The 12,638-nt window shown below is 44.2% G+C and carries 12 protein-coding genes; 5 read left to right on the forward strand and 7 right to left on the reverse strand.

Annotated elements, in window-relative coordinates:
• Nucleotides 1-17 precede the first annotated feature (17 nt).
• From EV207_RS03035 to EV207_RS03045, 3 genes are read right to left on the reverse strand one after another with little or no spacing between them, the layout of a single operon-like run.
• On the reverse strand, nucleotides 18-815 hold the full coding sequence (locus EV207_RS03035; protein ID WP_132743491.1) for an SDR family NAD(P)-dependent oxidoreductase: 798 nt from the start codon (nucleotides 813-815) through the stop codon (nucleotides 18-20).
• A complete protein-coding gene (locus EV207_RS03040) occupies nucleotides 797-1,801 on the reverse strand; it encodes an MBL fold metallo-hydrolase (protein ID WP_132743493.1) in 1,005 nt (334 codons plus the stop codon). Before EV207_RS03040 ends, EV207_RS03035 begins: the two co-directional genes overlap by 19 nt.
• Before the next feature lie 33 nt (nucleotides 1,802-1,834).
• A complete protein-coding gene (locus tag EV207_RS03045) occupies nucleotides 1,835-3,448 on the reverse strand; it encodes a M20/M25/M40 family metallo-hydrolase (protein WP_132743495.1) in 1,614 nt (537 codons plus the stop codon).
• 122 nt (nucleotides 3,449-3,570) lie between these two features.
• On the opposite strand from EV207_RS03045, the gene EV207_RS03050 reads away from it, so the two are divergent.
• The 3 genes from EV207_RS03050 to namA all read left to right on the forward strand — a co-directional run bounded on the left by EV207_RS03050 (nucleotide 3,571) and on the right by namA (nucleotide 6,465).
• The gene (locus EV207_RS03050) at nucleotides 3,571-4,293 is read left to right on the forward strand and encodes a glycerophosphodiester phosphodiesterase (protein WP_243646919.1); all 723 of its coding nucleotides are present in this window, start codon (nucleotides 3,571-3,573) and stop codon (nucleotides 4,291-4,293) included.
• A 90-nt stretch (nucleotides 4,294-4,383) separates the two neighbouring features.
• Complete coding sequence (locus EV207_RS03055; RefSeq protein ID WP_132743499.1) at nucleotides 4,384-5,358, forward strand: alpha/beta hydrolase; 975 nt, start codon at nucleotides 4,384-4,386, stop codon at nucleotides 5,356-5,358.
• Between the two features lie 81 nt (nucleotides 5,359-5,439).
• The gene (namA, locus tag EV207_RS03060; protein WP_132743501.1) at nucleotides 5,440-6,465 is read left to right on the forward strand and encodes an NADPH dehydrogenase NamA; all 1,026 of its coding nucleotides are present in this window, start codon (nucleotides 5,440-5,442) and stop codon (nucleotides 6,463-6,465) included.
• On the opposite strand, the gene rnz is transcribed toward namA, so the two are convergent.
• The 4 genes from rnz to EV207_RS03080 are packed head-to-tail and all read right to left on the reverse strand — an operon-like array spanning nucleotide 6,441 to nucleotide 10,737.
• Nucleotides 6,441-7,370 carry a ribonuclease Z gene (gene rnz / locus EV207_RS03065; RefSeq protein WP_132743503.1) on the reverse strand — a complete coding sequence of 310 codons (930 nt, stop codon included), beginning with the start codon at nucleotides 7,368-7,370 and terminating at the stop codon, nucleotides 6,441-6,443. The genes namA and rnz overlap by 25 nt on opposite strands.
• A gap of 1 nt (nucleotide 7,371) precedes the next feature.
• On the reverse strand, nucleotides 7,372-8,607 hold the full coding sequence (locus EV207_RS03070; protein ID WP_132743505.1) for a hypothetical protein: 1,236 nt from the start codon (nucleotides 8,605-8,607) through the stop codon (nucleotides 7,372-7,374).
• A complete protein-coding gene (locus EV207_RS03075) occupies nucleotides 8,597-9,796 on the reverse strand; it encodes a DUF58 domain-containing protein (protein WP_132743507.1) in 1,200 nt (399 codons plus the stop codon). The genes EV207_RS03070 and EV207_RS03075 overlap by 11 nt, the downstream gene beginning before the upstream one ends.
• Nucleotides 9,793-10,737, reverse strand: coding sequence for an AAA family ATPase (locus EV207_RS03080; RefSeq protein ID WP_132743509.1), 945 nt, complete (start codon nucleotides 10,735-10,737; stop codon nucleotides 9,793-9,795). The genes EV207_RS03075 and EV207_RS03080 overlap by 4 nt, the downstream gene beginning before the upstream one ends.
• A 183-nt stretch (nucleotides 10,738-10,920) precedes the next feature.
• Between EV207_RS03080 and EV207_RS03085 the strand changes: the two genes are divergently transcribed.
• Together EV207_RS03085 and EV207_RS03090 are read left to right on the forward strand one after the other, a co-directional pair.
• Nucleotides 10,921-11,316, forward strand: a complete 396-nt coding sequence (locus tag EV207_RS03085; protein ID WP_132743511.1) for a GntR family transcriptional regulator — start codon at nucleotides 10,921-10,923, stop codon at nucleotides 11,314-11,316.
• Complete coding sequence (locus EV207_RS03090; protein WP_132743513.1) at nucleotides 11,313-12,404, forward strand: DUF1648 domain-containing protein; 1,092 nt, start codon at nucleotides 11,313-11,315, stop codon at nucleotides 12,402-12,404. Before EV207_RS03085 ends, EV207_RS03090 begins: the two co-directional genes overlap by 4 nt.
• Nucleotides 12,405-12,638: the final 234 nt, after the last annotated feature.

Raw genomic sequence — 12,638 nt, forward strand, 5'->3', positions numbered from 1 at the left:
AAAAACTATACCTGATGTTATTTCATTTTAAACAAGCCTCCGGCAATCGCTTCAACCAAACGCGGAAACAGCTGATACAACCGGGATCCTGTACTCATGGTCCAGGGCAGATTAATCTCTCTTTTCTTCGTGCCTATCGCAGCAATGACCTTGCTCGCCACATGTTCCGGTTCAATCATAAAGCGGTTGACACTCGCTGTATAACCGCCTTCAGGATCGGCAATGTGGAAAAAATTTGTCCGGATCGGTCCGGGATTAACGGCGGTCACTTGAACCCCTTGATCCTCAAGTTCCATCCTAAGCCCGTTTGTAAAGCCAAGGACAGCATGTTTGCTTGCTGAATATACGGTGGACTTAGGTGTTGCCAGTTTGCCGGCAATTGATGCAATATTAATGATATGACCGCTTCTTCGTTCGATCATATGCGGGACGGCCATTCTCGTGCAAGCCATTAACCCGACAACATTGACGTCGAACATGCTCTTAATATCCTTGAGCGTTGCATCCGTGAAATAATCGAAAATGCCGAAGCCGGCATTATTGATCAATACATCTATATGGCCATGTTTTTTTAAAATAGCGGTAAAAACATCTTGAATGGCATCCAAGTCACTAATATCAAGAGAATGGACATCAGCCTCGATTTGATAGTGTTCCTTTATAACCCTTTGTGCTTCCTTAAGCTTGTCCAGGGACCTGGCTATAAGGATCGGCAGTGCCCCTTGACTCGCCGCAAGCATCGCCATTTCTCTTCCTATTCCGCCCGAGGCTCCTGTAATGACTACGATATGATTTGTTAGACGTCGATTGGACATAGTCCGTCCCCCAAATGATCGGTCCGCTCATAATAAACGACCCCATCCTTTATACTCGCCTGAATATCTCCCCTGAGAACGAGCCAATCGATGTGCCCTTGAATCTCAGATAAAACAAGATCAAGCTGTGACTGATAGGCTTTAGAAAACATCTCTTTAGCAATTGTGAAGACAGGTAAAGCCTCCGCTTGAAAGTAACTAAGTACATCATGACGCCGCTTAACCTGCTGCTTAAGGCGCTCGAGGATGAGCCCGTGTGCTCCGCTGAATATGTTGCCGTGACCCGGCAACACTTTGTCTACCTCAATATCAAGACATTTTCGCAGAGAATGGCGATATTGCAGGAGAGTCCGCGGTGCGAGATCATTGTCATGAAAAGGCGGCTCGAGAATGGCATTGGATGACACCTTTTCTAACAATAGATCACCGCCAATAAGCAATTTATCATATGGGCGGTAAAGGGCTATGTGACTTGATGCATGTCCAGGAACGTCAAGCACCTCCCAGTCCGCAAGACCGGTTGCCCTGTCCCCTTCTTGAATAAAATGGTCAACACTGGCCCGCGAAGAATAAGCCAGGTAATCTTCAATAGAAGGATCTTGATCCGAGGCTTTCGCAGGTACACCCATTTGAACAGAAAGATCCCTGAAATAGTCATTGTAACGTTTTATAAAGGCCGGTTCATGGGCCAACCAAGGCTCGCAATGTGGATGGGCAAAAATAGGGATATCGCCGGCAAAATAATCAACTAATCCTGTGTGGTCAGGATGGTGATGAGTCAAGACAATTTGATCGATCGATTCGGGTGTTAAGTGAATGGCTTCTAGTCCCGATACAAACGCCTGATGCGCCTCTTCGGTTTTTGGACCGGCATCAATGAGAGTAATCTTTTCTGATTGAATAATATAGACGTTAACAGGACCGATGGCAAACGGTGTGGGCAGCGTTATTTGCCAAACACCGTCACCTGCTTTAATAGGCTGCATATCATATCTCCTTATGTGTAGCAATTAAAATTTTCATTTGAGTAATTGGTCGACCGTAAACTTAAGCATTGGCGGAAGTGTTTCAAAAGAATAATCAATGTCTAACCGTTCGGTCCATTTATGGGCATCCTTGCCATAAGGGCCCAAATTCAAGACGGGCAGATCCAATGCCTTTAAAGCATCAATCGGCAAACTGTACCGCTTCCCATACAAAGGCATGTTGCCGAATAACGCATTCAAGGACGATGTTCCCTGCGGCAAGCCGGCATAGCTCAAATCTGATAGCCCTGCAAAGTAATTTTGATATGCCAGCCCGATGTTTTCTGAATCAGCATAAGCCATGACTTTCTTTAATACGGTTTGGGTTATGTCGACATTTTTTGATGAAATCGCCGGATAAAACGGCGGGCTATAAAACATTACAACCATAGGCGCCAAATGCTTGCAAAGACTGGCTAAGTCAAAAACCAGCCTTGTGGAAAGATCCCGGTCACCAAGCTCATTAAAATTTGCCAAGATGTAAGCTTCACGCCGTTCGATCTCAGAGCGTCCATATAGGGCGATGGCCTCATTTGTTAGTTCTTCAAAAGTCATGACTCTGACTGACATTGGATCAGGCTTGTAGTCGGTCCATTGCGAAAATTTATTCGCCTGTTCAAAATAGTGATCTTCAATGTGTTCTGTCGCTTGATCAGCCACTTTCCGCAGCTGTTCATTGATGTCTTCAAGCGGTTGTTCCAGCGTTAAAAGGTTGAACAATGTTACAGCTGTATTAGGGATCTGAACGGAATAATCATCTTTAAGATCTTTTTGCATCAGGTTTGTCGGCGGCGGTGTCACCTCATCATCCACCATTTCACTGAAATCAGTATTTAATTCCATTAGTTTTGTTATCTCTGAAACCATATAATTGGCATTTAGACCGGAATAAGGCTCACCGACATGGGCTTCTTGACCATAACAGAAGAAGCCGGGCAAAATTTTACCGACTGAACCGGTATAGATGTATTTATGCTGATCTCCAGGGTAGCGGGCAAAAGAAGGTTCGGCATTCAGCAGCGTAGTATAGTCCAAATGATATCTTTCAGCGAGATCCAGGAGCACGCCCGCCGCGGTTCTCATACCTAATGAATTCGCTTCTTCGTCGGGAACGGAAAGCAAAAGCAGGTTGCCGTCAAACCGCCCGGCGCAAGCCTCCTCAATTAATGACATCTGGAGTGTCAGACCGGCTTTCATGTCCATGCTTCCCCGGCCAAACAGCCAGTTGCCGTTTTCGATATCCTTTTGCACCTCGTCAGGAACCTTCCCTTTTTCTTGTCCGAATGCTATGGTTAATTCCTCAGGACGAAAAGCAAGGTTTTTCCATTCCCCGAAGTCTTCCACATCAACAACATCGAAATGGCTAAGTAAAATGACTGTTTTTTTGGCATCACCCTTTTTTACGAGAGCGGTCACTAGCTTCCTGCCATCATCGGTTGGATGCAATTCAAGCATGTGGGGATACGTCTTAAAATAGTTAAGATCGGCGAGCCGCAAATGGATGTACTCGCTCATGGCAATTTCCGCGTCAGATCCTGTTACACTCGGTATCTCAATAAGTTTCACTAATAAATCCTTCAGTTGTTCTTTGGTTTGCCATCGTTTCATTATTCGATCCCCTTTCCTTTTCATATTCATATGTTATATAGACTTCGCTATTTTTTCTTTGAAACCCTTTTATATTATCATGATCCAATATATGATTATAAGTAATGATTGGAGTGTTATTGTTGGTCACGACTATTTTTGCCCACAGAGGTTACAGCGCAAAATATCCTGAAAATACAATGGTCTCCTTTAAAGCTGCATTAAAAAGCGGTGCACAGGGCATCGAATGTGATGTCCAACTTTCCAAGGATGGTATTCCCGTCGTTATACACGATGAAACCCTTAACCGCACAACGAATGGCATCGGTTTTGTCAAAGACTATACCGCCAAACAATTAGCCTCCCTTAACGCCGGCCGGCGCTTCCATCATGCGGCCATTCCAACATTGAAGGAAGTCCTCGCATGGATAAGTCCTACAAATCTTTTATTAAATATAGAATTAAAAAATAAAAAGTTCCCATATAATGAAATGGAAGAGAAGGTCATCACCATGATCCACGATTTCCAAATGGAAAATCGGACAATTTATTCCTCCTTTAACCATGACAGCTTAATTAAAATCGCTAAGATTGACGCCAATGCCGAAACAGCACCCTTATATAAAAAGCCTATTCCATCGCCTTGGCGCTATGCCAAAGCATTGAGAGCGTCAGCCATCCATCCGAATTATCGGTCGGTAAATAAAGAGCTGATTGACAAGGTGCATGACCACCATTTTAAAGTCAGGGCTTACACTGTCAACAATGCTTCAATCATGAAGAAGCTGATCAGTTGGGGCATTGACGGTATCATAACAGATGACCCTTATCGGGGCAGATTTTGTCTTGAGCAAATGAACAAATAGCATAACCGGAAGACCCGATTTTTCCGTCAATAATGTAACCGCTTACAGTATAATTTACAAAAAATAAAGTGTGCGAGAGGAGATCAACAAATGAACACTGTCGTTCGGGAAACACCTTTAAAGCCGAGACCGAGGAAGCCGCTGCAGAGAAAACGATGGCTTATTGCCTTTACTGTTCTTATACTCACATTTGTCATTGCTGTCTTCGGCATCAGTTATTATGTGACGAATTCATTAATACATCCCGAGCGTAAACCCATTGCTTTAACCCCTGAAGCCGTCAAGTTGAAATATCAAGATATAGCCTTTAAGAGCCGTGAAGGCGGCTTGATGTTGAACGGCTGGCTCATGAAGGCTGACAAGCCCGCACACAAATGGATCATTCTTTCACACGGCTACAGGGGAACCAGACTGATTTGGCCGACGATTGATGCTGGCAAGCCCGGCCTCAACCTTTATAAGATGTTGCATAGCCATGGCTATAATGTTGTCGCCTTTGACTTTCGCAACAGTGGAACGTCCGATGGCGATACCACGACAGTCGGTTACTACGAACAACAAGACCTTCTAGGTGCAATCGATGATGTCATGAGGCGTGATCCGAAAGCCCAGATTGCCTTGATGGGATGGTCTCAGGGAGCTGCCACTTCTTTGATTGCCGCATCAAAGGATCCTTCTGTAAAAATGGTTGTCGCAGATTCACCCTTTTCCAATCTCAGGGATTATCTGGAGACGAATTTGCCGCATTGGTCCCATCTCCCCCAGTTCCCGTTCACTCCTGTCATTCTGGACTTCTGGGTTCCTATTCTTTCCGGTTTGGATACAAATAAAGTGTCGCCTATTAATGCGGTCAAAAACTTTAACGGCCCTATCTTGCTTGTTCATTCAAGAGCTGATGACGCTATCCCTGTATCAAACAGCAAGGCTATCTATAATAAGTATAAAAACAATAAAGATATCAAACTTATGACCTATCCTAAAGCAAGCCATACCGAATCATTCCTTCTCTTCCCAAAACGTTATGAAAAAATGCTTATAGGCTTTTTTCATAAAAATGGGTTTTAACAAGCAGTTTATTTGCCTAAATTAATAGGTCCATGGGAAAATTAGCTTTATACTTGAATTTTGGCAAAGGATGTGAGCCTTATGGCTAAAAAGCTATTTTCCCCATACACAATTAAGGATGTTACTTTTAAAAACCGGATTGTAATGTCCCCAATGTGTATGTATTCATGCCCAAATGAAGATGGCAAGGTGATGAATTGGCACCTGACTCATTATACAAGCAGAGCTGTCGGACAGGTAGGTTTGGTTATTCTAGAGGCTTCCGCTGTCACCCCGCAAGGAAGAATTTCACCTTATGATTTGGGGATCTGGAGTGATGAGCATATCGAGGGATTGAGGCAGCTTGTCCAACTAAATCATGAGCATGACAGTAAAATCGGCATTCAAATCGCACACGCTGGGCGAAAAGCCGAACTAGAAGGGCCGATCATTGCCCCATCTGCGATTGCCTTCAATAGTGATATGAAGCAGCCTCAGGAAATGACCGTTAAAGACATTAAAGATACTGTTGAAGCCTTCAAACAAGCGGCCAGGCGAGCGAAGGCTGCTGGCTTTGATGTCATTGAACTTCACGGCGCGCACGGCTACTTAATTAATGAATTTCTTTCACCGCTTTCCAATAGACGGACAGATGAATACGGCGGTTCAGAAGAGAATCGCTATCGCTTCCTTTCTGAAGTGATTGATGCCGTTAAAGAAGAGTGGGATGGACCCTTATTTGTAAGGATTTCCTCAACCGACTTTACTGAAGGCGGCAATACGCCTGACACCTATGTCACCTATGCCAAGCAAATGAAGGAACAAGGTGTTGACTTAATCGACTGCTCTGCCGGTGCGGTTGTACCGGCACAAATCGATGCTTTTCCGGGTTATCAAGTGCCATATGCTGATCAAATCAAGCATGAAGCGGAGATCCCAACTGGAGCGGTCGGCTTGATATTGAATGGGACTCAGGCTGAAGAAATTCTAAAAAATGATCGCGCTGACCTGATCTTTCTTGCCCGCGAACTGCTCCGCGACCCTTATTGGCCGAGAACAGCTGCTGTGGAATTAGGCACAAAAATAGACCCGCCAAAGCAGTATCAACGCGGCTGGCGGTTCAACTGATATGTCCATAGGTCCCGTGCAAGGAAGCTGTTTGGAAAAACAGCTTTTGCTTCATCAAGCAGCATGTCATCATCACCTTGATAACGGGAACTAATATGAGTCAGGATTAAGGCGGCGGCCTCCGCCGCCTTGGCTGTTTCGGCAGCCTGCACGGATGTTGAATGACCATACGCCTTTGCTTTATCTCCCATTTCCCTCGAAAAGGTGGCCTCATGAATCAGCAAATCGGCATCCTTAGCAAGGTCAAAAGCCGCCTGACACGTTCGGGTATCACCAAGAATCGTAACCTTTCTGCCGGCTTTTTTGGGACCGAGATAATGATCAGATGTCAATCTTCTGCCGCCAGGCAAAGTCACATAAGGATTTTCTTTTATTTTCCGATAAACGGGTCCTGGTTGAACCCCATCAGCCTTTAATTTCTTAACCAGGAGCTCCCCCGGCTGATCCTTTTCAATAACCCGAAAACCGAAGCACGCAACGCCATGGTCAAGCTTGCCCGCTACCACCTGAAAGTGTTCATCCTCAAAAATGTGGCCATCCTCATTCAATTCAAAAATAGTCATTGGATATTTTAAATAAGTTGAGGAAGTGCAAAGAGCCGCCTCAATAAATGCTTTTATACCCGGAGGGCCGTAAATATTAAGGGGATCCTCCGATCCTTGAAATGACCGGCTTCCAAGAACGCCTGGCAATCCAAAGATATGGTCACCATGTAAATGGGTAATAAAGATGTTGCTAATTTTACTTAGCTTCAGGCTTGTGTAAAGGATTTGATGCTGCGTAGCTTCCCCGCAATCAAACAGCCATGTGTCCCCTTTGTATTCAGGCAGTGTCAGGGCGATTGCCGACACATTCCGATTTTTAGCGGGAACCCCTGCGCCCGTTCCTAAAAAAGTAACATCCATGTCATTCATTCCTATCTATGTTGTCCTTTAGCATCTTTCGATTTTTAAAATCCTCTTTCATATGCTTTAAGGCAGCTGAATAATCAGCAAGCTCTTCCCTAGTCAGCAATTGTCCGCCATAACGGGCTTTATCATACAAAGCTTTGACTCTGCTTGACGCTTTTGCGGAAGGGTCAGTTCTAACGAGCCACTCATCAAGTGATTCATATGAATAGCGCCCTGCTCCTAGCTTGCGGGCAAACCTGTGAATTTTATACATCCCAAGTCTGACCGGATCCTTAGGCGGACGCTGCCGTTTTTTCCTATTGAACTTTTTTTTGACATTTGTATCAATAGCTTCGCCAAACAATGGCTCCTGTGTATGATTCTCCCGGCTATCCGCCCTCAGCTTTCGCTTCCTAAGTATAATAACAATAACAACAGCTAAACACACGAGTATTGCCACTGCCACCCAGATAAGAACATTCGGCGGCTGATAGTCCGCGAAATGCTGCTGGTCTTTCATCGGGCTGTCACTCATATGGAACACCTGCTTTAGCTTGTCGTCTTTTTTCTCCGAAACAAATGGAGTGACGAGCAGGTTGAACAAGAAGGCCATCACTTCAATAATGATAAAAGCCGCCCCTCTTATTAAAAAGTTAACGATACTGAACAACACCGGCTTTAGGACAAGAATAAATCCCGCAACGGCTAGCGAGACGATAAAGAATCCAATGATGAACAAAGGCATTCCCTGAGACATGCCGCTATCAAGGTTCACGCTGTATATCATAAGTATAGCTGCCAAGAATTGTACAGCTAAAAGAAGGATAAAGATGAACCTGCCCTGAAAGACACCTTGCATGAGAAAAGGGACAAACATATAGTATGCCACAGCTATGACGGTATATGCGAAGAACAGCAGCCAAACAGTCTCAGATGTTCTTTTTTCATAAAGCCGAGTTGATCCAAAGTAAAAAAGGACACCGACAATTAAAGCCACCAAGGGATGGAAATTGAAAATCACATAGCCTGCAACAACAGTCACAAGTGTAATTAAAAAATAGGCAGCCATTGAAGCCTTGGGAAAAATACTGCGTACAAGAGCAAACAGAACCCCGAAAATCGCAGCAAGAAATAATAAAGGAGTGAAAAGCTGCCAATGTCCACTGTAAAACGGAACGAGCAGAGTATAAATAAAAAGCCACTCAAAGACGATAACGGTGGTCATAGAAATAGCAGTTGGATTATTTCGCAACAGCCCCACCTCTTCCCGCAAGCGGTGTAAGCATCGCCCGATCATCATCCATGCCGACCGTATAAATGATATGGCCTTTTTTCAGCCATTTATTATAAAAGAAGGCATCTGATCTGTCTCTTCCTATGTGAAGCATCATGATTACCCTTCGATCCGTCATGGCTTTATCGATGTCACTAAGCGCTCCCCGCACTTTCGTCCGGATATGACTAAGGTTTATGAAGGAGAAAAGTTCCCAGGTTTTGATTAGCTGTCGAATCCCTGTATCTGCTGGCATTGAAATGGTCGCTCCGGATCCCTTTGTTTTTATATTCACGAACACATCATAAGTGATGCCCCGCTTCTCAGCGAATTGTGCGATATAGGCAGCTGCTGACAGAGAGCGCTCAAACTCCACCATAGTAATATGGTGATGGTAGCCCGGTTCAATCAAGAGAATGATCGTCCACGTCATGCCGATTACCTGCTCGAACATCTTCGTTTGCAGCTGCCCCGTCCTGGCACTCGCCTTCCAATGGATATGCTTGAATGGGTCATTGAAGGCATAATCCCGCGTTCCGATCGGTGCTGCGTGATCCGTGTAGATAGAAGAAGTATTTGGCAGCTTCCCTTCTGCCATCAGCACTATGTTTGAAAGTCCGCTGACGGCGAGCGGCTTTGGGTAGACGACAACCTCCTTTTTTACTAATCGATTGAAAAGAAGCGTGGCATATGTGAGGTTAAAGGGATCTTTTATGGTTACCTCCAATGTTCGAACCTTTACAAATCCCCGTTTCTTCGCCGAAACGGGTACTGTAAAGGTGACTTTTTGCCTCGGACCTAAAGAAAAATTCCGCGTATATGTATTGCGCTTCTCCCCTTCTGTTTCTCCAATTGTGACCGCATCGTCTAAGACAACCCGGCATTGGGCAAAAAGCACTGGCAGTTTTGCTTCATTCCCCAAAGAAAAATGAAGCTGTCCATTCTCACCTAACATTAATCTAATCTTTTGCCTGTCATTGAAAAGCATCAGCCTTTTACTTATATATTTAAGATACACTTTTGGCAGCCAAGCAAGAATGACGAGGCAAACACCGGCAGAAAATAAGCTTGTATATTGAAGCAGGAAAGCACAAATAAATGATCCAAAACCGACAAAATAAATGGCATATATGATGTTAGGGTATTGGATGTTTCTTTGCCACATCATTTATTAACAGCTTCCTCTTCAAGCGGCACAGGGACGCTGGATAATATACTATCGATGACCTGGCGTTTGGTTACTCTCATCTCACCTTCCATTGTCAAAACCAGCCGATGCGTCAGGACATAAGGCGCCATTTTTTTAATATCTTCCGGCGTGACAAATTGCCTCCCATTTACAAAGGCGCATCCTTGGGAAGCCTTCATAAATGCCAAGGTCCCCCTTGGACTGACACCCGTTGCCACAAATTCCTCGTCCCGTGTCGCATGCACAATAGCGAGCAAATAATCTTCAACAACGTTTTCAATATGAACGTCTTTCACCTGTTCAGCAAGGCTCAGAATATCCTTGGGTTCGAAAACTGGCGACACATGTGTTAAAGGCTCATCCGCCCGGTAAAGCCGCATCATCTGCTTTTCCTGATCAAGAGATGGATACCCTGTCTTGATTTGGATAAAAAACCGGTCCATTTGCGCTTCCGGCAACGGGAAAGTCCCCTGTGATTCGATCGGATTTTGCGTGGCGATGACTATGAAAGGACGCTTAAGAGGAATGGTTTCCCCCTCAATGGTCACTTGTGCCTCCTCCATCACCTCAAGCAAACTTGATTGTGTCCTTGGCGTTGCCCGGTTTATTTCATCTGTTAATAGGATATTGGTCAACACGGGTCCGGGCTTAATCTCGAATTCCTGTGTCTTTGGATTGAAAAACTGAATGCCTGTAATATCCGTTGGAAGGATGTCGGGTGTTAACTGAATCCTTTTGAATGATCCGTTAATCGATCGTGCCAATGTCTTAGCAAGCATCGTCTTCCCCGTCCCGGGAACATCTTCCAAAAGGACATGCCCGTTACAAACCAGGGCAATCATAAGCAGCTCAACTGTATCATCTTTCCCTACTAAAACTTTGCTGACATTACTCTGCAATCTCTCTAGACTTTCTATCATTGTATCGCCCCCATATATTGTCCCTAAACTATTACATTACATAAATTATACCATTTACCCACCGAATATTGTTAATTGGTTGAAGATTCATTTTAGAAATTGGGGGAAATAGTCTTGCGCTTTTGTTTTATCCGTTATATATTATATATAACACAACGAACAAAAAGAAAGGTGCCTTCACCTATGATAATTAAAATGGATTTTGAAGCGGACCATCCAATTTATCGGCAGCTTGTTGATGCGATTAAGGAGGGAATCGCAACAAGACAGCTTGAGCCAAATGAAGCCCTTCCGTCTGTCAGATCATTTGCTGCCGACCTCGGGATTAATATGCACACTGTCAATAAAGCCTATCAAATCCTTAAAAATGACGGCTTTCTCCTGATACACCGGCAAAAAGGCGTCGTGATTAACCCCCAATTACCCGGTGCTGATCAAGCATTTCTTGATAAGTGTCAGAACGATCTAAAGACGCTGGTAACAGAGGCTGTCTGCCGGGAAATGGATGAAGCTGCTTTTATGAAGATGTGTCAATCACTTTTTCATGATCTTAAAGAAAAGCGAGGTAACAAGCGATGATGGAAAAAGCTCTGGTCATTATGAATCTTGTGATGTTCACCCCTGTTGCATTGTTGATGATATTCACGCCATTTCTAACAAGGAAAACGGAAAGTTTCGGTGTATCGATCCCAAGTGATGCCTTCGATTCAACTGATCTCACTGCTATGAGAAAGAAATACGCATTGTCCTTGGCTGCTTTTTCGGTGATTATTTTTGCCGCACTCGCTTTTATCAGTACCTATTTTGCGGAAGCCGCCTTCCCCGTCGGTTTAATTCTTTTTCTTGTATTATCCTATATGATGTACTTAAGGTTTCATTTTCGGATGAAGAATTATAAGAGGGAACAAAATTGGCAGGAAACCCGCAGGCAAACAGTTGTCATCGATACCGCTTTTAGGAGCAAAAAACCAACTTACTCCAACGCCTGGTTTGGACTTTCCTTTGCTATCTTTCTTATCAGCTTGATTTTGAGCTTGGTTTTTTATAATAGAATTCCGGAAAAAATCCCGATGCAATTCGATTTCGACGGCAATGTCACCAATTGGGCCACAAAGTCTTATCGGACAGTCATGATGTTTCCCGCTGTTCAACTCTATTTGATCGTGTTATTTGTGTTTATTAACACCATGATCGCCAAAGCGAAACAGCTCGTAGACCCAGCGGAAGAAGAGGCATCGATCCGAAAGAACTTAGTCTTCCGCCGCAAATGGTCCCTCTTCATGATTATTTCCGGGACAGCAATGACATTGTTATTCTCATTAACCCAATTAGCTATGATTTATCCGATCAACCAAACGATCTTGCTGTTTGTCAGTTTAACTTTATCAGCATTAATCGTGATTGGAGCCATTTGGCTGTCCTTTCGCACCGGCCAAGGCGGGAGCCGGTTAAACACCGCCGCGCCAGCTAAATCAGGTTCCATTAACCGCAATGATGACCGTTACTGGAAGTTAGGGCAGTTCTACTTTAATCCAAACGATCCAGCGGTTTGGATTGAAAAGCGATTTGGGATCGGCTGGACTGTTAATTTTGCACGACCCGCAAGCTGGCTCACTCTTATTGCCATTATTCTCATTGCTGTTTGCTTGCCGATCATATTTTCATAAGCACAATGTAAAAGGCAAAGCTTTCATGCTTTGCCTTACTCCTCTTTTTTATATAAAGAAGCACTCCGCAGCGTTGGGCAAGGTCTCCGATCGTTTGGACACCGATATGTGTAATTTAACTTTCGCCGATTGCAAGGGGTGATTGATTGAAGATTCCTTGATTCAACTTTTATAAGTAAGGATGATTTATCCGAAAGATACAATAAGTTATTCACATGGCGACCATTTTATAGT

Origin of the sequence: Scopulibacillus darangshiensis, assembly GCF_004341035.1 — a bacterium.
Taxonomy (GTDB): Bacteria; Bacillota; Bacilli; order Bacillales; family Sporolactobacillaceae; genus Scopulibacillus; species Scopulibacillus darangshiensis.